Source organism: Corynebacterium gerontici (assembly GCF_003813985.1).
Classification (GTDB): Bacteria; Actinomycetota; Actinomycetes; order Mycobacteriales; family Mycobacteriaceae; genus Corynebacterium; species Corynebacterium gerontici.
Map to the genome: position 1 here is coordinate 512079 of NZ_CP033897.1, position 26697 is coordinate 538775.

Genomic DNA, 26697 nt, shown 5'->3' on the forward strand with positions numbered 1-26697 from the left:
AAGGCGTCCTTCGGTGTCGTGGTGGCTTTTGGCTCATCTTGCCACCGCCGTCAAGACTTATCTAGTGCAAAGGGCAGTGTGAGGCCTGAACGCGAGCAACGCTATCCACACTGCAAGCACCTCGGAGGCTCCGGCTAAAGTGGTGCCCCATGAGCACACTCCACATCACCACCGTGAACGTCAATGGCATCCGTGCCGCAGTAAAGCAGCGCAGCGAAACCAACCTTGGTTTTATTCCCTGGCTTGAGCAATCCGGCAGTGATGTGGTGCTGCTGCAGGAAGTGCGCGCCAGCGAAAAAGAAACGCTCAAAGCACTTGAGCCCCTCCTGGAAACCTGGCACTACGTTGGTGCGCCGGCAGCAGCCAAGGGGCGTGCAGGTGTGGGCATTTTAAGCAAGCAGCCCTTGGAGGATGTGCGCATCGGCATTGAGGGCTTTGAAGATTCGGGCCGCTATATTCAGGGCAAACTCGGTGATGTGACCGTGGCTTCGCTCTATCTGCCTTCCGGTTCAGCAGACACAGAAAAGCAGGATGAGAAGTACCGCTTCCTGGACAGCTTCCACCCCTACCTTGAGCAGGCTGCAGAAGACAACAAGCACATGGTCATTGGCGGCGACTGGAACATTTGCCATCGCCCCGATGACCTGAAAAACGACAAGGCCAATAAGAAAAAGTCCGGCTTCTTGCCCGATGAGCGTGCCTTCATGGACGCAATCTTTGGCACCTTCCCCGAAGATGCCTCGTTGGTGGAGGGGGCAGGCAACTGGGCGGGTGCCGTGGAGTATCAGGGCACTGCCCGCGAGGCGGCGGCGGATCCCAAGTGGTTCGACGTGGCGCGTCGACTAGCTCCCAACACCACCGCCTACACCTGGTGGACGTACAGGGGTAAGGCCTTCGACACCGACGCGGGGTGGCGCATCGACTACCAAGCGGCAACAAAAACCATGCTTGAGCGGGCGCAACGCTGTTGGGTGGACAAAGCAGAGGCCTATGATCTGCGCTGGTCGGACCATTCGCCGCTCAACGTCGTCTATGACATGAAATAATGATGATTTAGGTTAGATATAGTCACCCCCTACTAAGGAGCATTCTCATGCGTGCAAAAGGCATCGTTCTTCTGGTTCTTGGCGTCGTCCTCTTCGCCCTGTCATTCCTGCTGCTAGGCGCTCACAACATCGAGGCGATGTTGGGCGCACTACTGATGGGTATTGGCGCGGCCTCTGTCGTTGCATCGCTGTCGTTCCTGCTGGGCAAGAAGCCAAAGATGCAGTAGTAAACGCCAAAGAACACTCGCCCCTTCGGCGGAGCTTGAACAGCTTGGCTTGAGGGGCTTTGTGCTGCTACCTGCGCAAAAGAACCACCCAGCGGGAAGAATTAGGCACCTGCCCGCTAAGATGACTGCTTATGAGTATGCAACGCGTCTTATCTGGTATCCAGCCCACCGCAGATTCCTATCACCTGGGCAACTTCCTGGGTGCCCTCAAGCAGTGGATTAACCTGCAGGACTCCTACGATGCGTTTTATTTCATCCCCGATCTGCACGCGATCACCGTAGATCAAGATCCCGCTGAGCTGCGTCAACGAACCATTGCCGGTGCAGCGCAACTTCTTGCCCTCGGCATTGATCCCGAACGCTCCACGCTCTTTGTGCAGTCTCATGTGCCAGAGCACGCCGAGCTGGGTTGGGTGCTCACCTGCCTCACCGGATTCGGCGAGGCTAGCCGCATGACGCAATTCAAGGACAAGTCCGCAAAGCGTGGAGCTGATCGTACCTCCGCCGGGTTGTTCACCTATCCCATGCTCATGGCGGCGGACATCCTTTTGTACAAGCCACAATTGGTGCCGGTGGGCGAAGATCAGCGCCAGCACCTGGAGCTCACCCGTAACCTGGCGGAGCGCTTCAATAACCGCTTCGATGAAACCTTCATCGTGCCCGAAGGCTTCATCCCCGAAGGTGCAGCGAAGATCTATGACCTCCAAGATCCGACGTCGAAAATGAGCAAGTCCGGCGAGAACCCCAAGGGGCTCATCAACCTGCTCGACGAACCAAAGATATCCGCCAAGCGAATCCGCTCCGCTGTGACAGATGCGGACAATGAGATCCGCTACGACAAAGAAAATAAGCCCGGCGTCTCAAACCTGCTGGTGATCCAGTCGGCGTTGACCGGCCGCAGCATCGATGAGATCGTCGCAGGCTACGAGGGCGCAGGCTATGGCGCGCTCAAGGTGGATACCGCCGAAGCGCTCGAGGCATTCGTTTCTCCGCTGCGCGAAAAGTTTGATATGTATATGAGCGACCAAGCCGAGCTCGAACGCGTGTTGGCCAAGGGTGCACAGAAAGCTCGTGAAGTGGCAGGACCAACCTTGGAGCAGGTGTACAAGAACGTTGGGTTCCTGCCGCGCACCCAACTGCCCCGCACCTCATAGCGAAGGCGTGGGCGTCGAAAAGCAACCTCGCGCCCAAGAGTAAACCCCTCACAGAAAGAAACGATGGCTACCTCAACGAAGCAAAACGAGCAGCGCACCGACGAGTTCGGTATTGAGCGCGCCCATGCCGACGACCCAGGATTCATTGACAAGTACCGCGAGAAGTGGGGCTGGTTCGACCACCTCATGCGGATGCAGGAACGCTACGGCAAAAACGGCGGCAACCAGTATGCCGCGGGTATTACGTACTTTTCTGTGCTGTCGATGTTCCCCATCCTCATGCTTGGCTTCGCTATAGCCGCCATGGTGTTGGTGAGCCAGCCGGAACTGCTGGAGAAGCTGCAGAACCAAATTGCCCAAGCCCTCAGTGGCACGATGGGCGACACAGTGAATGAAATCATCGACACTGCCATTGAACAGCGCAACGTCATCTTCGGCATCGGTGGTCTGACGGCACTGTGGTCCGGCCTTTCCTGGATGAATCACCTGCGCTACGGCGCGTCCAAGATGTGGCAGTACCCCGTAGCCGGTGGCAACTTCGTGATGAACAAGCTGCGCGATCTCCTGGGGCTGATTGGTCTCATGCTCGCCCTCATCGTCGCCTTCGGCGTTACCGCGATTGGTTCCTCTGGCCTCACCACAACGGTCCTGGAGTGGTTGCACCTCGACGAAATCCCAGGCATCGGTTGGCTGACTTTCGCAGTAACCCTCCTGGTTGGCCTTATTGCCAACTACCTGGTGTTCCTGTGGCTGCTCAAGTACCTGCCCCGCGGTGAGGTGCCCATGAAGGTAGCTGCGAAGGCCGCCGTGATTGGTGCGGTTGCCTTCGAGATTTTCAAGCAGATCGGCTCGTTGTTCTTCTCCAAGGCCCTAGACAATCCAGCCGGCGCCACCTTCGGTCCGATCATCGGCGTGATGGTGTTGCTGTACTTCGTGTGGCGCATCCTGCTGTACTGCTGCGCTTGGGCCGCAACCACCGAGGAAGCGCTGGCGATAGCCAAGCTCGACGCCCCTGGCCCCGCCGTGATCCGCGTGCGCGAAGTGGTGAAGCCCGATACCGGTGCGCTCACCGTGGGCAAAGCCGCTATCTTCGGTGTGCGAGATTCGATTCGCGGCTTTTTGGGCAAGCGCTAAACGCGCCTAATCTTCCTGGCGGCCCAAACGCCAGGTAATGGCGCCCAGCGTGAACAGGGCGAGCACCCCGGCACCAGCAAAAATGGGGGCGCTGCCATAGCTTTTCGACGTAGGCTCGGCCACATTCTCACTGTCGTTGTTGGCAGAGGATGTGGCCTTCGTCGCTTCGTCGTCGTTGTCCTGCTCCAGCGACCCCACCGTGCCTTGCGCCTCGTAGCCGGCATCGATGAGTTGCTGCGCCTGCTCCCATCCACGGCCCGTATCGATAGTGGTATCAAGCAGCACCGCGGCGATGCGGGTGCCGTCCTCTTTCTTCGCGCCAACGAAGGTGTGGTGCGCATCATCGGTGTAGCCAGTCTTGCCACCGATTCCGTTTTCATCGTTGAGCAGCAAGCCATTATCGCTCCACACTTCAAAGGTGGTGCCTTCGCCGGCGGGGAAGGCAACGTGGTCGGTATTCACCATCTTGGCAAACGTAGCGTTTTGCCACGCCTGGTAGTAGGCCACTGCAATGTCTCTAGCGGAAGTGGACATACCGGGCTTATCCAAACCGGTGTAATCAGCAATGTAGGTGTCTTTCATTCCCCACTGCTGGGCAAGCTCGTTTACCTTCTTCAACGTCTTTTCGTCCCCACCCAATTGCTGCGCAATGGCGTGGGAAGCATCGTTGCCGGAAGACAAGAGCACGCCGTAGAGCAACTGCTCATTGGTGTACTTCACCCCCGGCACCAACCCCACCGCTGAGCCCTCCATGGCAGTGTCCGATTCCGTGGCGGTATAGGTGTCCTTGAGGTTGAGCTCCTTGAGCGCGACCATCGTGAGCATCACCTTGATCACGCTCGCCGGGCGATACCGGCCATGGGGATCCTTGGTGGCAATCACATCGCCATTGTCGAGGTTGAATACCATCCAAGCCGCCGCGGTGTTATCGGGCACCGAAAAGCCCTTCGCCTTCGTCACACCACAGGAGCCGTACTCGTTTTCCACGGTGGGCAGGGCAGTGGGCGAGGTTGAACCTGGCGCCACTACCTCCGAGGTGGTCTCCGCCTTTGGTGGACGGATTTTATTGGGGCAGTCATCGGTGTTGGGCGCCTCGCTGCGCGGTGTGGGATCTACCGCATGCGCTTGAGGTGGCGCCGCGATTGAAGCGAGCATCGTTGTTGCCGTGGTGGCGGTTGCGGTGGTGGTGATCGTGCCAAAGGCTAAGACTAGGGCTGCGCAGCTTCGCTTCATAGGTTCTAATGGTGCAATAACTCACCCCGCGAGGCATCGTGCCACGCGGGGTGAAAATTGAGCGTCCGTCGCCTTTGCCCTTGATGGGGGTGGCTACTTCGTCATTCGTCGGGTGAGCATCTGCTCTAGCTCCTGCCATCCCTGAGCATGTTCCTGGAATGGCGGGGTGGGCGTGTAGCCGGAGATGCGATTCTTGCCCAGCATGTAAGAGAGATAATCCTGCATGCGGGGGTTGGCGAGGAAGAAAGAGTTCAGGGAATCGTCTTGCGCCCAGTCGGCGGCGTCTGCCATGAGTTCATAGGCGCGCCCCATTTGCTCGGTGTCTACGGCGTCCACACCGGTTTCGATGTCGCGTGCGATGCCGTTGAAGGAGTAGGTGTTATCGTCATGCACCTTGACCTCAAGTTCACCTGCATTGATGCGCAGCATGAGGTCTTCCCAGGTGGAAACGTTGGCGAGGTCATGCTCATTGTGCTCGGCCAGCCATCGAAGCATTGCCTTTGAAGATGTAAAGGTGTTGATTTCACCGAAGCGGCCCAAGAATACTGGCTGCCCCGCAACATAGGTGCGCAGCGTGTACACCTGCTTGCCGTCGATGGCGATCTTGATGGGATCAATACCCGCCGCCGCCCAGGCGGTGAGATCGTAGGGGTCGGCTTCTTCTTCAATGCGTTCGCGCTTGGCTTGTTCCTCCGCCTTGGCGGCCTCACGGGCAGCAATCGCGGATTCGATGCGCGATTCTGCATCCCCGGCGTTGACGTGTTGAAGTTGCACCGATGAATCGAGGGCGTCGATCACGTCATCCCAATTGTCCAAGACCACTCGCCCGATGGTGGTCCAGAGCGGAAGATCGTTTTGGAAGTGCTCCCCGCCCCGCTCCACGTTGCTGAGCACCATGTGGTGCGCAAAGAACTTCTGCACGGGCTCGGCCCCGGCAACGTTGGCGAGACTGCGTGCCATATGCAGATTGCGGCCGACGACCCCAACATTGTGGTGCGAAGGGCGATCTGCGAGTGCTGCTGGCATCCCTACGAGGTCGTAGTGGTGGCGTTCGCTTGGGGTAATCCGGGCTGCTGCGTGTTCAGCGAATGTCGCCCACTGGGGGTGGCTGCTCAAATCGTGGCGTGGCTCTTGTTCTACGAATGCAAGCAGTTCCGCGCGGCTAGCGAACACGAAGATTCGGTCGCCTTTGCCCAAAAACGCCTGGTATTCGGTGCCGTGTTCGCGCCAGGAAGGCGCCCACAGCGTGAAGAAGTCGCCCTCAGTGAGCGATAGTTGCACAGGAACAATGCCATTCTTTGCCATGGCACATGATCCTAGCGGTTTTAGGCTTGTGGCCGATAGTAACCCTTGAACGGCATGCCCATGTTCGTGGTTCGCAGTGGAGACATCTGTACCGGGTCGCCCGCCTCAATGATCTGCCCGTTGCCCGCGTACATTGCCACGTGCCCATCCCACACTAAGAGGTCACCTTCGATCAACTGGTCTTGGCTGATTTGCTTGCCGACGTTCTGATGTTCCGCAAGCCTCGGCAACTCCACGCCAGCTTGGCGCCAGGAATAGGAGGTAAAGCCGGAGCAATCGAATCCGCCTGGCTGCGTGCCGCCCCAGACGTATGGTGTGCCGAGCTGCGATTTCGCCGCTGCGAGCGCCCGCTGTCCTCTCGCACGTTCCTCGGGGGTGGCCTCGCCTTCTCCGCTGATGATGGTGGCCGCGTAGTCGCCACTGTGTTCTGGTTCTGTGCCCGCTGCGATTGCCTGCAAGGTGGCGGTATCGCTTTCGAGCGTGTGTTGTGCCTCTTCGAGGCGCCGGTAGGCTGCCTCAACATAAATGCCCGGAAGGGAAGCGAGGTGTGTACTGGCGCGTAGCGCTACGGCTGGGTTAGGACTGAAGACCTTTGGAAGGTACACGGCAGCCTCTTGCAGAAACTGCTGTGCCAGCCCGGCGATGTCTTGGGCAATCGACTCGAATTCTGGCTTGGCTCGCTCTACGATGCGCTCTACCGTCCTGATGTCTGCCCCAAGCAACTGCGCCTGCTGGGGTAGCGTTGCTACCTGCCCCACGATTGATGCCAGCGGTTGGGCGGAACTGAAGGCAACCGGGGAAGGCAGATGGACTCCACCCATTTGCGGGGTGAGCGCTTTCAGCATCGTAATGCCTGCACTGAAAGGGATCATGGCTTGGCCTTCCCCGACAAAGTGTGGGCGAGGGAGTCGTCGGTATCAATGACGGAAGTGAGGAAGCGTTGCTGATGTTCAGCAATGTGTTGGGCGTGCTCGCCTTGTTGGTGCATGCGATGAAACAGGGAGCTGGTGGCGGCGTTCAGTGCCGCTAAGAAAGCCCCTGTGCCGGGGCATTCAGTGCCCGGCAGGGGAGGGGCGGGGTGTTGGTGCAAAGCGCTGAGTGCATCTGCTTCCATCCGATGAATGTGGGCCTGGGTCTCTGCGAGATGAAGTTCCATACTTATGTTTGACGTAATCCATGAGCCATCGGTTCCGCAGGTTTAGGATGTTGGGCATGGACATCACAATCGTCGACCATCCGCTTGCTGCCTCGCGCCTGACCATCATGCGCGATGAGCGCACCAATAATGCGGCCTTCCGCGCGGCTTTGGCAGACCTCGGCGCCATGCTGATCTATGAGGCCTCACGCGACCTCGCAGTGGAACAATTCCCCCTCAAAACCCCCGTTGCTCAGACTTCCGGCACCCGCCTGGAAGACCCGCCCATCATTGTTCCGGTGATCCGCGCTGGATTGGGCATGGTGGACCCAGCCCTTTCCATGATCCCCGACGCCCAAGTTGGCTTCATTGGCTTAGCGCGCAATGAAAAAACACACGAGCCCGTGCCGTATCTTGAGGCACTTCCTGAGGATCTCACCGGCCGTACCGTGTTCTGCGTGGATCCGATGCTGGCCACTGGAGGCTCGCTGCTGCACGCGATTCGCTTGCTCGCGGACCGTGGCGCCACCGACATCACCGCAGTGTGCATGGTTTCCGCACAGCCGGGCGTGGATGCTTTGGCCGACTCTGGCCTGCCTGTCCGTTTGGTCACCGCCACCATTGACCCCGAGCTCAACGAGGACGCCTATATCGTTCCTGGTCTTGGCGATGCCGGTGACCGCTTGTACGGGCCACGCAATATCGACCTCTAAAACGTGAGAGGCTAGATCTCCGCTTGCCCAATACATTTGGCGGTGCACGCCCAATGTGTTGGGCAAACTCGCGCGCATGGCAGCAGAGCGGAGTCAGTGGTCGAGCTACGGATACGTGTTCGGCCAACGCTTGCTGCGTCTCAGAACTATGCGCGGGCTGAGCCAAGATCGCTTGGCAGAGCTTGCGCACGTGAGCCGTAACCAGATCTCTAATCTGGAGCGAAACGATAACAACGGCAAATCGCCCGCAGATCCCAGCCTTTCCACGGTGTATCGCCTGGCGCGTGCTCTGCACGTTCCGCCAGCAGTGTTGTTGCCGAATGCTGGTGGGCAGGTGCAAGAAATCTGCCCCGAGCATGCATCACTGGCGGTGGAAGTGGTGTGGCCCAGCGCGCCCACGGACACCCTTGCGTTTGGGGTGGACCATATCTTCTTTGCCTTGCCAGGCGACGAGCCCAGCTTCGCTATCGGCCCGGGCGAAGAAGCCCAGGAGGGGTAGGGGCATGTGGGGAATGGCTGGCCGATGAGGAAATCGTCCAGCAGTGACTTGTCCCCGTGCGGATGATTGTGACGTAGGGTGCCCTTAAGGGGCCGTGAACGCCATCATGACCAACGGGTAGTCGGCTACATCGTTGCCGCGCTACTGATGTGTCTAACACTGACTCGCAAAATTTCCAATGGTGTCACTTTTAGCGGCATATGAGGGCCACAGGGGAAAGCGGCTCTCCGATGAACCCTGAGTTCAGCAGACCTACATGCTGTGTAGTTGCTCTTCCACATCCTTCAGAGCCTGATGCAACACGGACTCTTGCTCGATGCCCTGCAGCTCCACGTAAGCTTTCACTTTCGGTTCGGTGCCGGAAGCCCGAATCATCACTCGCACGGTTCCGCCTTGGTGCTCGCCGATGAGTCCGTGGTCGCTGTGGTGCATTGGGATACCTGCAATGGAGCTTGGCGGATTGGCGTTCCAGAGTTCCACCAGCGCGGCCGGATCCGTGGTGCGAACGGCCACCTGCTGGCCGATGAAGAAGCCGTATTTCCTGTGCAGCGCGCGGAGCTCGTCGATAAGCGTAAGGCCCTGGCCTTTGAGTTCTGCTGCCCAGGCGCACACGGCGAGGGCGGTGGCGATGCCGTCTTTGTCGTCTACGAGCCACGGAGCCGGTGCGATGCCAACTGCTTCCTCGTATGCGTAATCCAGCGTGGCGTCCCCTGCGGCGGCGCAAATATTTTTGAACCCGGTTGGGGTTTCCAGGTAGCGCCAGCCGCGGTCTGCGGCGATGGTGGAGAGCAGCCGTGAGCTGACCATCGTGGAGGCAACCACGGCATCATCGCGTCGGTGCAGCAAGCGGGTGGCGAGCAGTGGGCCGGTCTCGTCCCCGCGAAGCATCCGAAGCTCGCCGCGATCACGAACTCCAACGGCGCAGCGGTCAGCATCTGGATCAAGGGCAATGAGCACGTCTGCTTGCACTTCTTCCCCGTGCGCTAGGAGTTGCGCCACTGCCGCCGGTTCTTCTGGATTGGGAAAATCGACGGTGGGGAAGGTGGGATCGGGATAGTGTTGGCTCATCACCGGGTACACCTGGGCAAAGCCCGCGGCCTGCAAGGAAGATGCCAAGGTTCGCCCGCCCACCCCGTGCATCGCGCTAAAGGCAACGCGCAAATTAGCGCGATCGGAGTTAGCACGCAGCAAATCAGCCTGGCCTGGGTGAATGAAATCCACGACGTCGTCGATGTAGCGGCGAACCATGTCATTGCATGGGCGCACCGTCACTCGCGGCACTTGCTCAGGATCGATCTGGGCGATTTGCTCCTCAATAATTTGCGCGCCGTCGCGCAACTGCCGGCCATTCGCGGTGTAGACCTTGTAGCCATTGTCGCCGGAAGGATTGTGCGAGGCGGTGATCTGCACGCCACCATCGAGGCCCCACTTGCGTACTAGCCACGGCACCAATTGGGTGGGGGTCGGGGTGGGGAAGAGCGTCACCTCAAAACCGAAGCCAGCGAACACCTCGGCGGCGGTAGTGGCAAAGGCGTGGGAGCCGTAGCGCGCGTCGTATCCCACCACAATCCGCAGTGCAAGATCGTCTTGGTCGAGCACCCTGCCAATGTCTCCGATTCCGCCGGGAGGCAGTTGGTCATCGGGAAGTCGCTGGTGCTGCGTGTGCGGTTTGCGGCTTGCGTCTTCAGCGATCCAAGCGGCCACTGCCGCAGAAATGCGAGTTACCTGACGAACATTCATCTGATGGTCTGCGGGGCCTACCGGTGCTCGCATGCCAGCAGTGCCAAACGTTAAGCTCATCGGCTCGATCCAATCAAATGTTCGTTCGCGATAGGGTAGTAATCTCTAAGGGTAGTAGACAGTTGCTCAATGTTCGTTGTGTTCATTTTCGTTGTGTACTTGCGAAAGGAGCGCTGCCGGGAAATTCCTCGCGGGGCGGGGTGGAAGTCACCCTGCGGAAGTGGATGTGGAAGAGAAATTAGGAAGAGGTTGCCAGCGGATGCTTGAAACGCGCGGGGAGATCGAGTCATACGTCGTTGATTGGCTGAGAAAAAACCAGTACACCGTGCTGGACTGGCGCAGGCACCTGCACCAGCACCCTGAGCTTTCGCACATGGAGTTCGCCACCACCGAGTTCATTGCCATGCAGCTTCGCGCCAAGGGGCTGAATCCGCAGCGCTTCCCCAATACCGGGCTCATGGTGGACATCGGCCCGGACACACCTGAACGCATTGCGTTCCGTGCAGACATTGACGCGCTGCCCATCACCGAGCATGAGCATGAGGGGGCATCAAAGAACGTCGGCGTGATGCACGCTTGTGGCCACGACATTCACACTGCCATTGCCCTGGGTTTTGCTTGCGCGCTCAAGAACGCACCGTTGCAATCGGGCGTGCGCATCATTTTCCAGCCCGCCGAGGAAGTGATGGACGGCGGCGCACCCGAGGTCATTTCCTATGGCGCGCTGGAAGGCGTGAGCTCCATTTTTGCGCTGCACGCCGAACCCAAATTGAAGGTGGGCAAAATTGGAGTTCGTACCGGCGCTATCACTTCTGCCGGCGACATCATTGAGATCAAGGTGAAAGGCCCCGGCGGCCACAGCTCGCGCCCGCATCTGAGCGCGGATGTGGTCTATGGACTATCCAAGCTGGTGATTGACTTGCCCGGGCTTCTTTCGCGCCGGGTGGATCCACGCACGGGCACGGTGTTGGTGTTCGGCGCTATCAATGCGGGTTATGCGGCGAATGCCATCCCGGAATCGGGGAGCGTGACTGGCACGATCCGCACCGGCGACATTGTGGTGTGGCGCTCCATTGAAAAGCTCCTCCGTGAGCTGGTGGCTCAGGTGCTTGCACCAACCGGCTGCGATTTCGAAATTAACTACACCGTGGGCGTTCCGCCGGTGATGAACGACGATGTGGCTACGGCAGTGCTTGCCGACGCCGCACGTACCCTTGGCCCACAGGCCGTGGTGCAGGCACCGCAATCATCGGGTGGCGAAGATTTCTCCTGGTACCTCGAGCACGTGCCGGGTTCCATGGCTCGCTTGGGATGCTGGGATGGCAAGGGTGAGCCGCAGGATTTGCACCGCGCAGGTCTGATGCCGGACGAGCGCTGCATTCCGGTGGGCATTCAATTGTTTGCGGGGATCGTCGATAGGCTCTGTGACCCTGAAGCGATGAAGCACGTAAATACCTAGGCGTTACACTAGAGCCTGAAGTACGCCTGAAACGAAAACCCCTCGGAGGAATGTTGAGTACACGCATCGTCATCATCGGCGGCGGTCCCGCTGGCTATGAAGCAGCTCTGGCAGGCGCCAAGTACGGCGCAGAGATTACGTTAATCGAAGACCGCGGCCTCGGTGGCGCAGCGGTGATTAATGACTGCGTGCCCTCCAAGTCCTTCATCGCTGGCGCGAACATTAAGACTGACCTGCGTCGTGCCGACGACATGGGGCTGAACAAGGGCATCGGTGAGGCCCACCTCATGCTTGACGCCCTCAACGCTCGTGTGCAGGCGCTCGCCACCGAGCAGTCTGCGGACATTCTGGAAAACATGAAGAAGGCGGGCGTGCGCGTGCTTGAAGGCCGCGGCAGCTTTGACGATTACAACGCCAAGCAAACCCTCCACTACATCAAGGCAGAGCTTGCCGACGGCACCACCGAGACCATCGAATGTGACCTCGTGTTGGTGGCGACTGGTGCTTCGCCGCGAATCTTGCCCAACGCACAGCCTGACGGCGAGCGCATCCTCACCTGGCGCCAGGTCTACAACCTGCACGAACTGCCCGAACACCTCGTGGTGGTCGGTTCCGGTGTGACCGGCGCTGAGTTCGTGTCCGCTTTCGCTGAGCTCGGCGTGAAGGTGACTATGGTGGCCTCGCGCGACCGCATCCTGCCCCACGACGATGCCGACGCTGCTGACGTGCTGGAAACCGTGCTGGCGGAACGTGGCGTGACCCTGGAGAAGTTCGCCCGCGTGGATTCGGTGACCAACACTGGTGACGGTGTGGTGGTTCGCACCTCCGATGGCCGTGAGATCGCCGGCTCTCACGCCCTCATGACGGTAGGTTCCGTGCCGAATACCAAGGATCTTGGTTTGGAAAAGATTGGTGTGGAAACCACGCCCTCTGGCCACATCAAGGTCGATCGCGTCTCGCGCACCTCTGTCTCCGGCGTCTACGCTGGTGGCGACTGCACTGACCTCTTCCCGTTGGCGTCCGTTGCCGCGATGCAAGGCCGCGTTGCCATGTATCACGCATTGGGTGAAGGTGTATCGCCGATTCGTCTGAAGACGGTGGCGACCGCCGTGTTCACCCGCCCCGAAATCGCGGCCGTTGGCGTGACCCAGGCGCAGATCGAATCCGGCGAAGTTGCCGCCCGAACCATCGTCTTGCCGCTGAAGACCAATCCGCGCGCCAAGATGCGTTCGCTGCGCCACGGCTTTGTCAAGATCTTCTGCCGCAAGAATTCCGGCATCATTATCGGCGGCGTAATCGTTGCCCCCACCGCCTCCGAGCTCATCTTGCCCATCGCCGTTGCGGTGAGCAATCAGCTCACCGTGAACGATTTGGCTCGTACCTTCTCCGTGTACCCCTCACTTTCGGGGTCCATCACCGAGGCAGCCCGCCAGCTCGTTGCACACGATGACCTGGAGTGATACTCGGCAATAGTCGAAACGTCAAGGCGCGAGATACAAGCCAGTGGTGCTTGTGTTTTGCGCCTATGTTTCTTTCAGCCGCAGGCGGGTACACTGTGCGTGATCAGTTAGCGCCATCACAACAGTGGCGCCATTGAGATGTGAAACCCCCGAAGGACGGCAAGCGTGAGTCGCTCAACAACTCCCAACACATTTTCCAAGATCCTCGTAGCGAACCGCGGCGAGATTGCAGTGCGAGCGTTCCGCGCCGCCTTTGAAACGGGTGCATCCACGGTGGCGGTGTATCCCACGGAAGACCGCAACTCTTTCCACCGCTCCTTCGCCTCTGAAGCGGTGCTGATTGGCGAGGGCGGTTCTGCTGTCAAGGCGTACCTGGACATTGACGAGATCATTCGCGCCGCCAAGGAAACTGGTGCCGACGCCGTATACCCCGGCTACGGTTTCCTCTCCGAGAACGCGCAATTTGCCCGCGAGCTCGCCGAAAATGGCCTCACCTTCATCGGCCCGCCCCCGGAGGTTTTGGAACTCACCGGCGACAAAGCGGCCGCGGTGGCGGCAGCTCGTGAGGCTGGCCTGCCCACCCTGACGGAAACAAAGGCCACGAAGGACCCCAAGGAACTCGCTGAGCTTGCGAAGGATCAGACCTTCCCGGTCTTCGTCAAGGCTGTCGCAGGCGGCGGTGGGCGTGGTATGCGCTTCGTCGAAAAGCCTGAAATGCTGCAAAAACTCGCCGCAGAGGCATCTCGCGAGGCGGAGGCTGCTTTTGGCGACGGGCGCGTGTACGTGGAACGTGCGGTGATCAACCCTCAGCACATTGAGGTGCAGATCCTCGGCGATGCCCACGGCAACATCATTCACCTCTACGAGCGCGACTGCTCCTTGCAGCGCCGCCACCAAAAAGTCGTGGAAATTGCCCCGGCGCAACACCTGGATCCTGCATTGCGCGAACAGATTTGCGCCGACGCAGTGAAGTTCTGCCAGCACATCGGCTACCAGGGCGCAGGCACCGTGGAGTTCCTCGTCGATGAAGCAGGCAACCATGTCTTCATTGAGATGAACCCGCGCATCCAGGTGGAACACACCGTCACCGAGGAAGTGACGCAGGTGGACCTGGTGAAGTCGCAGATCCAAATTGCGGCAGGCGCCTCCCTTGAGGAACTCGGCCTGCGTCAAGAGGACATTCACACCGAGGGCGCGGCCCTGCAGTGCCGCATCACTACCGAGGATCCCTCCAACGGATTCCGCCCCGACACCGGCACAATCAATGCGTACCGTTCACCTGGTGGCGCTGGTGTGCGCCTCGATGGCGCTGCGATGCTCGGCGGTGAGATCACCCCGAACTTCGATTCCATGCTGGTAAAGATGACCTGCCGCGGTGCGGATTTTGCCACGGCTGTGGCTCGTGCCCAGCGAGCACTCGCGGAATTCGTGGTCTCTGGCGTTGCCACCAACATCGGCTTCCTGCGTGCATTGCTGCGCGAAGAAGACTTCCAGCACAAGCGCATCGCCACCGGCTTCATCGCCGATCACCCATGGCTGCTGCAGGCGCCGCCCGCCGACGATGAGCAAGGCCGCATCCTGCACTACCTCGCCGACACCACGGTGAATAAGCCCCACGGTGAGCGCCCAGTGGTGGTCAATCCGGTAGAGAAACTACCGAAGAGCCAAGACGGCACCCTGCCTCGCGGCTCTCGCGACCGCCTGCTGCAGCTTGGCCCTCAGGAATTCGCACGCACGCTACGAAGCCAAGACGCCCTCGCGGTCACCGACACCACGTTCCGTGACGCTCACCAGTCGCTGCTGGCCACGCGCGTTCGTTCTAACACCCTGGTGGACGTGGCAAAACACGTTGCGCGTTTGACCCCGGAGCTGCTCTCTGTTGAGGCATGGGGCGGTGCCACCTATGACGTTGCCATGCGATTCCTGCACGAGGATCCGTGGGCGCGCCTGGATCAGTTGCGTGAGGCGATGCCGAACATCAACATCCAAATGTTGCTGCGTGGCCGCAATACCGTTGGCTACACCCCATATCCGGATTCAGTGTGCCGCGCCTTCGTGAAGGAGGCCGCGCGCTCTGGCGTAGACATCTTCCGCATTTTTGACGCCCTCAACGACGTCTCGCAGATGCGCCCCGCCATCGACGCCGTTCTGGAAACCAACACCACGGTGGCAGAAGTGGCAATGGCGTACTCGGGTGATCTGACCGATCCGAATGAGAAGCTCTACACCCTGGATTACTACCTCAAGCTGGCCGAAGAAATCGTCGAAACGGGCGCCCACGTCCTCGCTATCAAGGACATGGCCGGGTTGCTCAAGCCTGCCGCTGCGTCCAAGCTGGTCGGGGAGCTGCGCCGTAACTTTGATTTGCCCGTTCACGTGCACACGCACGATACCGCTGGTGGGCAGCTAGCCACCTACTGGGCTGCTGCCAACGCTGGTGCTGATGCTGTGGATGGCGCGGCAGCGCCGTTGTCCGGCACCACGTCCCAGCCGTCCTTGTCCGCGATCGTTGCCGCTTTTGCCAACACGTATCGCGATACCGGATTGTCCTTGGAAAACGTTGGCGCGCTTGAGCCCTACTGGGAAGCAGTGCGCAAACTCTACGCGCCCTTCGAATCAGGCACCCCCGGCCCTACTGGGCGCGTGTACAACCACGAAATTCCAGGTGGCCAGCTTTCGAATCTGCGCGCGCAGGCCACCGCGCTGGGTTTGGCGGATCGCTTCGAGCTCATCGAGGACACCTACGCCGCGGTGAATGAGATGCTGGGGCGTCCCACCAAGGTCACCCCATCTTCGAAGGTGGTGGGCGATCTTGCCCTCTACTTGGTTGGCGCTGGCGTGGATCCAAAGGACTTCGCCGCCGATCCTCAAAAGTATGACATTCCTGATTCTGTGATCGCCTTCCTGCGCGGCGAGCTCGGTACGCCTCCCGGTGGCTGGCCTGAGGAGCTGCGCGAAAAGGCACTGGCCGGGCGCAAGGAAACACCCGATACCCTGGCAGCGCTCCCGGAGGAGACAGAAGAGGCGCTGCAGGACAAGGAGCGAGTGCGCGGCACGTTGGATCGCTTGCTCTTCCCCAAGCCTGCCCAGGAGTATGAGGAGCACCGCCACCTCTTCGGCGACACCACCACGCTCGGCGATGCCGAGTTCCTCTACGGGCTGCCTGAGGGCAAGGAGACGGTCATCCGTACCGCAGCTTCCAGCGTGCCAATGATCGTGCGCCTGGATGCGGTGGGCGAGCCCGATGAAAAGGGCATGCGCAACGTGGTGTGCAACGTCAATGGCCAGATCCGTCCGATCTACGTGCGCGACCGCAGCGTGGAGTCCGTCACGGCCTCTGCGGAAAAGGCCGATACCTCCAACCCGGGCCACGTGGCCGCACCATTCGCCGGCGTTGTGACGGTGAGCGTCAACGAGGGCGACGAAGTCAAGGCTGGCGACCCGGTGGCCATCATCGAAGCGATGAAGATGGAAGCCACCATCTCCGCCACCAAGGACGGCAAGGTTGAGCGCGTTGTGCTCGGCCAGCCCACCAAGGTTGAGGGCGGCGACTTGCTCATCGTGATTGCTTAAGAGCTTTTCGACGCCCCCGCCACCCACAACAACAGAAAGAAGCAGGACATGATTGTTACCACTACCCACAGTGTTGAAGGCCGACAGATCACCGAATATTTACGCGTGATCGCAGGTGAGACCGTTGCCGGCATCAACATGTTCAAAGACATCGGCGCCGGTCTACGCAACCTCGTGGGCGGCCGCGCTGGCTCCTATGAGGGCGAGCTGATCCAGGCGCGAGAAAATGCGCTGGCCGAATTGGTCAATCGAGCCATGGAACTCGGTGCCGATGCCGTGGTGGGCGTGGAGTTGGATTATTCCTCGCTTGGCCAGGCGAATGACATGCTGATGGTCACTGCCACCGGCACGGCGGTCCGTTTAGGCTAGGCCTGGTTTTCGAGCTCCTCTAGGCCGAGGAACCCCTTGGCCCAACGCTCAACAGTGGCGGCACCCTCATGGGCGCCGTCGGCCACTGTCTTGGGCACCAGTACCGGATCGTTCGGCAGCACACGATCCGGGTCACCCACACAAAATGCTTGGATGCTTGCGGGGGAAGCTTCAAGATTTAACACCACCAGTGCCACCATGTGCACTGAAGTTTGCTCGCACGCCGCCCAGATGTAGCGAGTGTCCGCTTCCCAAGATTTACGCGCGCTGGCGGGGGTGAGCCCAGCAAGTGCCTCTGGCAGATCAATCTGCTCGAGGGCGGGGCGGTCGTCGATGCGGTTGTCGTCGTGCAGTGGGCGGACGTAGAAGCGTCCGCCGTTGATTTCCATCGGGGTCATATCGCCCAATTTTAGGTGTGCAAATGCTCTGCGTGGATGCGAAATTGAACACTGTGCAATCGGAGTGTTTGTTCAGTGAGATGCAGCACTAAAAAAGGGATGCAAACGTTCTACTTACTGAGAAATCCGGGAGTATTCTTTTCTCGTCCCCACAGTTAATGGGAAAGAGTTCACAATACTTTCTAATCCCAGGCTGTATCTCGAGGGGAGGAACAACACCCCATGACCCCCTTCTTTTCCCTTCAGCGACCCCCACACTCGGGTTTGAGTCTGGATGAACAACGGCGCCGATGGCTAGGGCAGTTTCTCAAGTCCTTCTTTGTTGTATTCGTGGTCTATCTGTGCATGTATCTTGTACGCAACAACTTCAAGGCCGCGCAGCCCCTACTCAAAGAACAATATGGACTGAGCACACTAGAACTTGGCTACATCGGACTGGCTTTCTCAATCACCTACGGCATCGGTAAAACGCTCCTGGGCTACCTGATCGACGGTAGAAACACCAAGAAAATCATCTCCTTTTTGCTGGTGCTCGCGTCGCTTACTGTTCTTGGCCTGGGCATCACGCTGAGCGTTTTCGGATCGCATGTGGGCATATTCGTAGCGCTCTGGGGCCTCAACGGTCTATTCCAATCTGCAGGCGGCCCGGGTTCCTACTCCACGATTACCTCTTGGACCCCTCGTGAACAGCGCGGCCGCTACCTCGGATTCTGGAATGCCTCACATAACATCGGCGGAGCGCTCGCAGGCGTCATCGCACTCTGGGGTGCGAACATGTTCTTCGGCGGCAACGTTATTGGCATGTTCGTATTTCCAGCGCTCATCGGTATCGCCATCGGCGTAGCAGGCATGTTCATCGGAAAGAACGATTCCCAAGAGCTCGGTTGGAACACTTCAGAGGAAATCTTTGGTGAGCCCGTCGAGGTACGCAACGTTGCGTCGGCGGATATGAGCAAGTTCGCCATTTTCAAGAAATACATCATGCTCAACCCGTGGATCTGGCTGCTGTGCGTTGCCAATGTCTTTACCTACATCATCCGAATCGGCATCGATAACTGGGCGCCTCTCTACGTCACAGAAACCCTCAACTTCAGCACCGAAGCCGCAGTCAATACCATCTTCTTCTTCGAGATCGGCGCCTTCTTCGCCTCCATGAGCTGGGGATACATCTCCGATCTAGCTGGTGGTCGCCGTGCACTCGTCGCAGTCATCGCGATGCTGGGACTGTTCCTAGCCATCGGGTTCTATCAGTCCGCCGAATCAACTCTGCAAGTGAACTCATCACTATTCATCCTTGGCGCATTGATTTTTGGTCCGCAGCTTCTCATCGGTATTTCGCTAGTGGGCTTCGTGCCCAAGAAAGCGATCTCGGTAGCCAACGGCATGACCGGCACCTTTGGCTACCTCTTTGGTGATTCGATTGCCAAGGTTGGCCTTGCAATGGTGGCGGATCCCGAGCGTGACGGGCTCGAAATCTTCGGCCATCTCCTCCACGGATGGGGCGCAATGTTCACCGTGCTCTACGCCTCTCTGGTAATCGGCATCGCCATCATGGTGATCGTCGCACTGGGTGAGGAACGCCAGATTCGCCGGCTCCGGGCAGACGACGAACTCGCGCGCACAGCCACCCCGCACTAAGAGCAACAGGACATTTTGTTCAGGCAAAGCCCCTAGCTCAGCGTGCAAAATAGATGCGTGATTAACGCCTCAGGATCACCGCCGGGCTGGGGCATGGTCACGTATTCTTCCCATGACATATTGCCCGGCGTCTCGCCGCGTTGAGTTAGGTCGGCTACAAACCGCTCCCACGCCTGGGGCAAGCCATCATAGGAGCCTTGGTGTACGGTCTTCGCCACCCGAGCGCCGGGGAAGTGGTGCACGAGGGCCGGGTCGACATTCCGGGCATCTGCTACTGGGAACGCCGCTGCCAGATCGAACTCCGTGCCCGGCGGTTGGAAGTAGAATCCGATGGCCGCACCTGCGGGCTGAGCTCCCGCGGCGTTGATGGCGCCATACGCGGCGCTGAAGGCGCGATGGTAGTAGTCACGGATGCCTTCAAAGGTGATGCGCTCGCGGGGTCCCACGAAGGTAAAAGGGGCGTGCTCAAATATTTCAACGGGCATGGTGAACAGCGTAGCGTCGAAAAGCAAAAAAGAACCCGCCAGAAGCGGGTTCTCCATGCCAAGTGTTGGTTTAGGCGTCCTTGATTTCCAGGAGCACTTGACCCTTGGTAACGCCTTCGCCGGAAGCGACGGCCAGGTCAGCTACTACGCCGGACTTATGAGCCTTCACGGGGTTTTCCATCTTCATGGCTTCGAGCACCACCACGGTGTCGCCCTCGTTGACCTCGGCACCTTCCTCGACGTTCACCTTAATCACGGTGCCCTGCATCGGGGCGGCCACGGCATCGCCGGACACCGCAGCCTTCGAGCCACCGGAACGACGCTTCTTGGCCTTCTTCTTCGCTGCGCCGTTGCCGCCACCCAGGGCGAGGTCGCCAGGCAGTGCCACCTCGACGCGGCGGCCGTCGATTTCCACGACCACCTTCTGCGAAGGCACGGACTCTTCCTCGTCCACGTCCTCGGGATCGACATAAGGCTCGATGGGGTTCTCCCATTCTTCCTCGATCCACTTGGTGTAAACGTCGAACTTCTCGCCATCGCCCACGAAAGCGGGGTTCTCCACGATGTGTGCGTGGAAGGGGAGCACGGTAGGCATGCCTTCGATTACGTACTCAGACAGAGCGCGGCGGGAACGCTCAAGCGCTTCCTCACGGGTCTCGCCGAAGACGATGAGCTTGGCCAGCATGGAGTCGAACTGGCCGCCGATCACGGAGCCTTCCACAATGCCGGAGTCCATGCGCACGCCGGGGCCCGAGGGCTCGATGTACTTGGTGATCTTGCCGGGAGCCGGCATGAAGTTGGAGCCTGCGTCCTCGCCATTAATGCGGAACTCGAAGGCGTGGCCACGGGGCTTGGGGTCCTCCTTAAGGTGCAACTCCTTGCCCTCAGCGATACGGAACTGCTCGCGCACCAGATCCAAGCCGGTGGTGGCCTCAGTGACGGGGTGTTCCACCTGGAGGCGTGTGTTGACTTCGAGGAAGGAGATAAGACCGTCGGAGCTCACCAGGTACTCGACGGTGCCAGCACCGTAGTAACCGGCTTCCTTACAAATGCGCTTTGCTGACTCGTGCAGTTCCTTACGCTGATCGTCGGTGAGGAAGGGAGCCGGGGCCTCCTCCACGAGCTTCTGGAAGCGGCGCTGCAAAGAGCAGTCGCGGGTGCCGGCAACCACAACATTGCCGTGCATATCGGCAACCACCTGGCACTCCACGTGGCGAGCCTTGTCAAGGTAGCGTTCCACGAAACACTCGCCGCGGCCGAAAGCGGCAACGGCCTCGCGCGTGGCGGACTCGTAGAGGTCGGCCACCTCTTCCATCTTGTACGCAACCTTCATGCCACGGCCGCCGCCGCCGAAGGCTGCCTTAATGGCGATGGGGAGCCCGTGCTCCTCGGCAAAGGCCACAACCTCGTCGGCGTCCTTTACCGGATCCTTGGTGCCGGGCGCCATGGGAGCCTCGGCACGCAGCGCGATGGAACGTGCGGTGACCTTGTCGCCTAGGTCGCGGATGGACTGCGGCGAGGGGCCAATCCAGATCAGGCCGGCGTCAATGACGGCCTCGGCGAAATCGCCATTCTCAGAGAGGAAGCCGTAGCCGGGGTGAATGGCGTCCGCGCCGGACTTCTTTGCGGCGTCGAGGATCTTGTCAAACACGAGGTAGGACTCGGCGGAGGTTTGGCCACCCAGTGCGAAAGCCTCATCTGCCATTGCTACGAAGGGTGCATCGGCATCCGGCTCCGCGTAAACAGCGACGCTTGCAATGCCTGCGTCGCGAGCTGCGCGAATCACGCGGATGGCAATCTCGCCGCGGTTAGCGACGAGGACCTTTGTAATCTTTCGGTTCTCCACAGACACTCAAGCTCTCCTAGATAATTTTTCTCCAACGTGCCAAGCATGGGCTCGTCGGTGGCGGTAGTACGCATACAAGCGTAGCTTGCATGGGGGTCGCTTCGGGCATAATTGAGCCTGAAAACTTGGCACTTACCGCCATATCGGGGGTAACCATACTGCATTGCCCACCCGCAGCTCCGAGGATCAGCGTGAGGCAAGAGAATGGCCACCCTTTTGCAGGGGAAATAATACCTTAATGAGGGCTAGGAGGAAGATTCCTCTACCCCGATAGCCACTGGCATGCGAACCATATTGCCCCATTCAACCCAGCCGCCATCGTAGCTGCGGACCGTGGGGTAACCCAGAAGGTACTTCAGTACAAACCAGGAGTGGGCAGCGCGTTCGCCAACCTGGCAGTACACCACGATGTCGTCGTCTTGAGAGATGTCAGCGAAGGTGGCCTTCAGTTCTTCAATGGAGCGGAAACGACCATTGGCATGGGTTGAGTACTCCCAGGAAATGTTGCGAGCCCCGGGGATGTGGCCAAACCTGCTCACAGGAGCAGAAGGGTACTCGCGGTTGGGAAGCCCCGCGTATTCCTCGGCGCTGCGAACGTCGATAAGCTGCAGGTCGTTGCGGCGCTCGCAGATTTCTTGGACGAAGATGCGCGAGGGGGTGTCTTCCCGCTTGGCAACCTCGTAGGCGGTTGGGCCGTACTCCGGCACGGCGAAAGACGTATCGCGTTCCTCAGCCATCCAGGCATCGCGGCCACCGTCGAGAATGCGCACGTCCTCGTGCCCGAAAAGCTCGAAAATCCACAAGGTAAAAGCCGCCCACCAATTGGACTTATCGCCGTAGACCACCACCGTGTCATCGCGGGCAATACCCTTGCGACTCATGAGCTCTGAAAAGGCCTCCGCGTCGATGTAATCGCGGATTTGCGGGTCGTTGAGATCCTTTGCCCAGTCAATGCGGACGGCCCCCGGAATGTGTCCGATGTCGTAGAGCAGGGAATCTTCATCGGACTCCACAACTCGAAGCCCGGGCGTGCCAAGGCGAGCGGAAAGCCACGATGCGGAAACGAGACGCTCAGGGTGTGCGTATTGCTCAAATTGCGGGTTTGGATCTAGGGGGAGCGGCATGGGTGGCCTTTCAGACTTGAAGATGGCACGTGATGATGACAGCGCATGAACTTCGCCATGTTTGCTACTACTTGCCAAAGTGTAATGGTTTTGTCTGATCTGTGAAGCGCGAATATGAGGTTTTTCCTTATATCCAAGATGCTGCCCCTGCGGTCAGGGTCCCTCCTGTAGGAGGAGCTGGCACACCCATACGGGGCTGTAGGTGAAGCTTTTCGACGCCACGAACTGCATGTATCTCCGTTAACAGCCACTGGCTGATGTGTCATTCCTAACTATTTCGCTTTGGCGCACGGCATGTCACTTGGGCCTGAAATACCATGAGTGTTGGAGGTTGCAAAGCCCTGTGATCATTGCGACACAGGCAAAACCACGGGCAGCGTTGCCGCCTCCCGGTTACCCCCAAAAGATACGGGCGTAGTTGCACCCAGGCGAGGAGCTGACTGGATCCCAAGTCGGTCTTCACTGCGTGATGTACACCAAATTGTTGTGAGGAAAGGTTCACACGTATGCACAAGAGCATTGTTGTTTTCGAGGTTGAAGGCGGCTCCGACAAGTACTTCGACGGCCACCGCAAGGACACCATGCCGATTGTCGACGCAATCAAGGAGAAAGGCTGGCACTCCGAGGTTGTGTATTACCGCCCCGAATGGTCCGAGGCGCTGTTCGAGTACGTCTCGAAGAACTTCGACGCTTATATCTCCCGTGTGAATCCCGGCAACATCCCCGGTGGTGAGAAGGGCTACTTCGAACTGCTGACCAAGCTTTCCGAGGCCGGCCTCGTTGGCATGTCCACTCCGGAGGAAATGATGGCCTACGGTGCCAAGGACGCGCTGGTGAAGCTTAACCAGACCGACCTGGTTCCCGAAGACACTCACGCATATTACGAGGTGGAGGAATTTCACAAGACCTTCCCCTCCTCTCTTTCCTACGGTGAGCGCGTGCTGAAGCAAAACCGCGGCTCCACCGGTTCGGGCATCTGGCGTGTGCAGCTCGAGGACAAGGAACTTGCAGCGAAGGTTGAGCCAGGCACGGAGCTGCCGCTGGACACCAAGCTCAAGTGCACTGAGGCTGTAGACAACCACACCGAGGTTCGTGAGCTCGGCGAGTTCATGGACTTCTGCGACCAGTACATCGTTGGCGACAACGGCATGTTGGTGGATATGCGCTTCATGCCACGCATCGTGGAAGGCGAAATCCGTATCCTCCTCGTTGGTCCCCACCCGGTATTCGTGGTGCACAAGAAGCCCGCTGCTGGCGGCGACAACTTCTCCGCAACCCTGTTCTCCGGTGCAAAGTACACCTACGACAAGCCCGAGGCTTGGCAGGACCTTGTGGACATGTTCGCCGACGCCCGCCCGGTTATCGCTGAGAAGCTCGGTGGCGACAACATCCCGCTGATCTGGACCGCCGACTTCATGCTCGCTGACGCAGAAGACGGCTCCGACACTTATGTGCTCGGCGAGATCAACTGCTCCTGCGTCGGCTTCACGTCCGAACTGGACATGGGCATCCAGGAAATGGTGGCCAAGGAAGCAATCGAGCGTGTCGAGGCAAAGAACGCATAAAGCCCTAAGGGCGTAAACGAATCCCTTCCACCGAGATTCTCGGGGAAGGGATTTTTCTTCGTCAGCGGCCCGCTTGGCCTCGTTGCCGTTGTTGCCTCATGGGACGGATACACTGCACGATGGCAGAGAAAAGCCATAAACTCTGACAATTGTCCTCGATCTGCTAAAACATAAGAGCTAGCGAATCCCAGTCGCTCATATACAGCGAAGAAAGCGCCACACATGCCAGAACCAGTGAAATACCGCCACGACCTCGACGGTTTGCGTGGTATCGCTATCGCCTTTGTGGTGATATTTCATGTGTTCGTTGGCAAAGTTTCCGGCGGCGTAGACGTCTTTTTGCTGCTCTCTGGCTACTTCTTCCTAGGGTCGCAACTTCGCTACGCCTACAATCCGGGTGCACTGCTCAACCCTTGGTGGCCACTGTGGCGCACGATTCGTCGATTAGTGCCCGCGCTCATCGTGGTGCTGCTGAGCACCGTCATTGCTATCTCCTTGCTCACACCCGAGTTGAAACAATCCGACATCGGGGATCAATTGCTTGCCTCACTGGGCTATTTCCAAAACTGGGAATTGATTTGGCAAGGACAGAGCTACGGGGCGGCTTCGGCGTCGATTAGCCCACTGCAGCATTTGTGGTCCATGTCGGTGCAAGGACAGTTCTACATCATGGCGATCGTGTTTGCGCTGTTGATTGCATTGTTGAACCGCAAGCGCACCCACAATGTCCGCATCGTCGCCGGCATTCCGCTCGTGATCGCCACTGCTGCGTCAATGTTCTATGCCTTCACTGCCAGCGACTCACACGTGAATTACTACTCAACGTGGTCGCGTATGTGGGAACTCACCCTCGGCGCTGTGCTGCTATTGTTCTGCTCGAACTTGCGGTTGCCCACTTGGCTTCGGCATACCATCGTGATTCTCGGGCTCATTATGGTGCTGAGCACCGGCTTGCTTTTCGACGGCGCCACGCAGTTCCCAGGCCCTGCCGCCCTGTATCCGCTCGGCGGTGCCGCTTTGATCATCCTCGGCGGCAATGGCAAGGGGTGGCTCGGGTCGGCACCAATGCGTTACCTCGGTCGAATCGCCTACCCGCTCTACCTGTGGCACTGGCCCATGCTGATCGTCCTCACCGCGTACCTCAATCAGGAACGCCCCGAGGTGTGGCTTGGCATCGTGGTCATCATCGCCTCCCTGGCGCTCGCGCACATCACCCACATCTGGATTGAAGTGCCTTTCCAACAGCACGCGCGGCGACCCGCGGTAGGGGATAAGCGTATCCGCCAAGGTTTCCGCTCCATCTTCAGCACCACGGGATCCTTGCGGGGCCTGGCCGCCATCATCATCGCCACGTTATGTTCCACGGCATTCTTGATTCCGCAGGAATGGGCCAAAGAAGTGGAGGCGCTATCGAACTATCGCCTTGATCCGCGAGTATATCCTGGTGCCATGGCGTTGGAAGGTGCCCGCGTTCCGCAGGCTGAACCGAAGCCAGATCCGTATCTTCTTGCCGAAACCGTTGGGCTTGCCTGGACGAAAGGCTGTATGAGCTGGGCAAATCAAAACCCCAATGAGCTGCCCTATGACAAGAAGCCGAAGGACTGCACTTTCGGCGACAAAGACGCTGAGGTGACCGCCTATCTGGTTGGTGGCTCGCACGCCGAACAGTGGATGGCGGCACTCGATACTTTGGGTAAGGAACACCACTTCAAGGTGATCCCATTCGTGCGGCAGTCCTGCCCCGCGTTTGTGGAGGAACTCGATGGTGTGTTCAGCCAAAGTTGCCAGCAATTCAACTCGGTGGTTATGGAAAGGATCGCGGAGGATCAGCCTGATTTCGTTGTCTCCAATTCCACCCGCCCACTGCTGGAGCTCAACAGGTTCATCGACGAAGTACCCGCTAGCTACCCAACATTCTGGGAATACTTAGAGCGGTTGGATATCCCATTCGTGGGTCTGCGGGACAACCCTTGGTTCATCTTGCCCGGCGGCAAGGGTAAGAAAGTGTCTCAGTGCTATGACAAGACGGGAGACATGATTGAATGCGGCAAGCCAGAAAACGAGTTCTATGCTGCGGACAATCCCGCCGACGAGTATCTGGTGAACGACAATCAAATCAACATCGATACTTCACAGTGGTTGTGCGAGGACGGCTTCTGCCCACCAGTCATCGGCAATATCTACGTCTATCGAGATGGCAACCACCTCTCTGACGATTACGTGCGTTCAGCAGCGCCACTGCTCTGGGAGGCAATGGCGCCACTGATGAAAGAACTCAATCTCGCTTAATCTTCTCCACGGCTTTGCCCTTCGCGAGCTCGTCGACAAGCTTGTCGGCATAACGGATCCCACGCATCACGGGATCTTCGATGAGGTGCACCTTGACCCCACACACGGAGCCGGTGATCTTGTCGGCGGCTTCGTTGAGCTCGCGGGTAGAAAAAATTTCACCCAAGCTAGCATCGTTGAGGCTGGCAAGCTCGTCGCGTGGCATGGCAAAGAGCCAGGCCAGCACCTCTTGCAGTTCTGACTCTTTGCGCCCCTTGCGCTCAATCTTTTGCAGGTAGGTGGGGTAGAGCTCACCGAATGTCATG

The 26697-nt window shown here is 59.1% G+C and carries 23 protein-coding genes; 13 read left to right on the plus strand and 10 right to left on the minus strand.

Annotated elements, in window-relative coordinates:
* The first annotated feature begins 149 nt into the window (after positions 1 to 149).
* The 4 genes from CGERO_RS02405 (at position 150) to CGERO_RS02420 (ending at position 3561) form a co-directional block, all read left to right on the plus strand.
* Complete coding sequence (locus tag CGERO_RS02405) at positions 150 to 1046, plus strand: exodeoxyribonuclease III (RefSeq protein WP_123933301.1); 897 nt, start codon at positions 150 to 152, stop codon at positions 1044 to 1046.
* Between the two features lie 47 nt (positions 1047 to 1093).
* Positions 1094 to 1273, plus strand: coding sequence for a hypothetical protein (locus CGERO_RS02410; RefSeq protein ID WP_245998867.1), 180 nt, complete (start codon positions 1094 to 1096; stop codon positions 1271 to 1273).
* A 131-nt stretch (positions 1274 to 1404) separates the two neighbouring features.
* Positions 1405 to 2427 carry a tryptophan--tRNA ligase gene (trpS, locus tag CGERO_RS02415; RefSeq protein ID WP_123933303.1) on the plus strand — a complete coding sequence of 341 codons (1023 nt, stop codon included), beginning with the start codon at positions 1405 to 1407 and terminating at the stop codon, positions 2425 to 2427.
* 63 nt (positions 2428 to 2490) lie between these two features.
* The gene (locus tag CGERO_RS02420; protein WP_123933304.1) at positions 2491 to 3561 is read left to right on the plus strand and encodes a YhjD/YihY/BrkB family envelope integrity protein; all 1071 of its coding nucleotides are present in this window, start codon (positions 2491 to 2493) and stop codon (positions 3559 to 3561) included.
* Between the two features lie 6 nt (positions 3562 to 3567).
* Here CGERO_RS02420 and CGERO_RS02425 read toward each other — a convergent pair whose 3' ends face one another.
* The 4 genes from CGERO_RS02425 to CGERO_RS02440 all read right to left on the minus strand — a co-directional run bounded on the left by CGERO_RS02425 (position 3568) and on the right by CGERO_RS02440 (position 7213).
* Entirely contained in the window at positions 3568 to 4794 is a 1227-nt protein-coding gene (locus CGERO_RS02425) for a D-alanyl-D-alanine carboxypeptidase family protein (protein ID WP_123933305.1), read from the minus strand.
* A 93-nt stretch (positions 4795 to 4887) separates the two neighbouring features.
* Entirely contained in the window at positions 4888 to 6099 is a 1212-nt protein-coding gene (locus CGERO_RS02430) for a hypothetical protein (RefSeq protein ID WP_123933306.1), read from the minus strand.
* A gap of 20 nt (positions 6100 to 6119) precedes the next feature.
* Positions 6120 to 6971 (minus strand): C40 family peptidase, encoded by an 852-nt coding sequence (locus tag CGERO_RS02435; RefSeq protein ID WP_123933307.1) that lies wholly within the window; start codon positions 6969 to 6971, stop codon positions 6120 to 6122.
* Positions 6968 to 7213: a hypothetical protein gene (locus tag CGERO_RS02440; RefSeq protein WP_123933308.1), complete on the minus strand. Its 246-nt coding sequence runs from the start codon at positions 7211 to 7213 to the stop codon at positions 6968 to 6970. The genes CGERO_RS02435 and CGERO_RS02440 overlap by 4 nt, the downstream gene beginning before the upstream one ends.
* A gap of 98 nt (positions 7214 to 7311) precedes the next feature.
* On the opposite strand from CGERO_RS02440, the gene upp reads away from it, so the two are divergent.
* Positions 7312 to 7947, plus strand: a complete 636-nt coding sequence (upp, locus tag CGERO_RS02445) for a uracil phosphoribosyltransferase (RefSeq protein ID WP_123933309.1) — start codon at positions 7312 to 7314, stop codon at positions 7945 to 7947.
* Positions 7948 to 8023: 76 nt separating this feature from the next.
* Positions 8024 to 8446, plus strand: a complete 423-nt coding sequence (locus tag CGERO_RS02450; protein WP_123933310.1) for a helix-turn-helix domain-containing protein — start codon at positions 8024 to 8026, stop codon at positions 8444 to 8446.
* 252 nt (positions 8447 to 8698) lie between these two features.
* Here the strand turns inward: CGERO_RS02450 and CGERO_RS02455 are convergent, their stop codons facing one another.
* Positions 8699 to 10246, minus strand: a complete 1548-nt coding sequence (locus tag CGERO_RS02455; RefSeq protein ID WP_123933311.1) for a phospho-sugar mutase — start codon at positions 10244 to 10246, stop codon at positions 8699 to 8701.
* Positions 10247 to 10445: 199 nt separating this feature from the next.
* Here CGERO_RS02455 and CGERO_RS02460 point away from each other — a divergent pair, with 199 nt between their 5' ends.
* The 4 genes from CGERO_RS02460 to CGERO_RS02475 all read left to right on the plus strand — a co-directional run bounded on the left by CGERO_RS02460 (position 10446) and on the right by CGERO_RS02475 (position 17047).
* Positions 10446 to 11645, plus strand: a complete 1200-nt coding sequence (locus tag CGERO_RS02460) for an amidohydrolase (protein ID WP_123933312.1) — start codon at positions 10446 to 10448, stop codon at positions 11643 to 11645.
* A gap of 50 nt (positions 11646 to 11695) precedes the next feature.
* Positions 11696 to 13105: an NAD(P)H-quinone dehydrogenase gene (locus tag CGERO_RS02465; RefSeq protein ID WP_164470236.1), complete on the plus strand. Its 1410-nt coding sequence runs from the start codon at positions 11696 to 11698 to the stop codon at positions 13103 to 13105.
* 165 nt (positions 13106 to 13270) lie between these two features.
* The gene (locus CGERO_RS02470) at positions 13271 to 16678 is read left to right on the plus strand and encodes a pyruvate carboxylase (RefSeq protein WP_123933313.1); all 3408 of its coding nucleotides are present in this window, start codon (positions 13271 to 13273) and stop codon (positions 16676 to 16678) included.
* A 48-nt stretch (positions 16679 to 16726) separates the two neighbouring features.
* Complete coding sequence (locus tag CGERO_RS02475; protein ID WP_123933314.1) at positions 16727 to 17047, plus strand: YbjQ family protein; 321 nt, start codon at positions 16727 to 16729, stop codon at positions 17045 to 17047.
* Here the strand turns inward: CGERO_RS02475 and CGERO_RS02480 are convergent.
* The gene (locus CGERO_RS02480; RefSeq protein WP_123933315.1) at positions 17044 to 17445 is read right to left on the minus strand and encodes a hypothetical protein; all 402 of its coding nucleotides are present in this window, start codon (positions 17443 to 17445) and stop codon (positions 17044 to 17046) included. The genes CGERO_RS02475 and CGERO_RS02480 overlap by 4 nt on opposite strands.
* A gap of 222 nt (positions 17446 to 17667) precedes the next feature.
* Between CGERO_RS02480 and uhpT the strand changes: the two genes are divergently transcribed.
* Positions 17668 to 19083: a hexose-6-phosphate:phosphate antiporter UhpT gene (uhpT, locus tag CGERO_RS02485; protein ID WP_123933316.1), complete on the plus strand. Its 1416-nt coding sequence runs from the start codon at positions 17668 to 17670 to the stop codon at positions 19081 to 19083.
* A 32-nt stretch (positions 19084 to 19115) separates the two neighbouring features.
* Here the strand turns inward: uhpT and CGERO_RS02490 are convergent, their stop codons facing one another.
* The 3 genes from CGERO_RS02490 to CGERO_RS02500 form a co-directional block, all read right to left on the minus strand.
* Positions 19116 to 19625 carry a GyrI-like domain-containing protein gene (locus CGERO_RS02490; protein ID WP_123933317.1) on the minus strand — a complete coding sequence of 170 codons (510 nt, stop codon included), beginning with the start codon at positions 19623 to 19625 and terminating at the stop codon, positions 19116 to 19118.
* A gap of 13 nt (positions 19626 to 19638) precedes the next feature.
* Positions 19639 to 21420: an acetyl/propionyl/methylcrotonyl-CoA carboxylase subunit alpha gene (locus tag CGERO_RS02495; RefSeq protein ID WP_123933318.1), complete on the minus strand. Its 1782-nt coding sequence runs from the start codon at positions 21418 to 21420 to the stop codon at positions 19639 to 19641.
* A gap of 239 nt (positions 21421 to 21659) precedes the next feature.
* Positions 21660 to 22538, minus strand: a complete 879-nt coding sequence (locus CGERO_RS02500) for a sulfurtransferase (RefSeq protein ID WP_123933319.1) — start codon at positions 22536 to 22538, stop codon at positions 21660 to 21662.
* 506 nt (positions 22539 to 23044) lie between these two features.
* Here CGERO_RS02500 and CGERO_RS02505 point away from each other — a divergent pair.
* The gene (locus CGERO_RS02505) at positions 23045 to 24103 is read left to right on the plus strand and encodes a Cj0069 family protein (RefSeq protein WP_123933320.1); all 1059 of its coding nucleotides are present in this window, start codon (positions 23045 to 23047) and stop codon (positions 24101 to 24103) included.
* Between the two features lie 222 nt (positions 24104 to 24325).
* Complete coding sequence (locus tag CGERO_RS02510) at positions 24326 to 26392, plus strand: acyltransferase family protein (protein ID WP_123933321.1); 2067 nt, start codon at positions 24326 to 24328, stop codon at positions 26390 to 26392.
* On the opposite strand, the gene CGERO_RS02515 is transcribed toward CGERO_RS02510, so the two are convergent.
* On the minus strand, positions 26379 to 26696 hold the full coding sequence (locus tag CGERO_RS02515) for a DUF2200 family protein (RefSeq protein ID WP_123935876.1): 318 nt from the start codon (positions 26694 to 26696) through the stop codon (positions 26379 to 26381). The genes CGERO_RS02510 and CGERO_RS02515 overlap by 14 nt on opposite strands.
* Position 26697 lies beyond the last annotated feature (1 nt).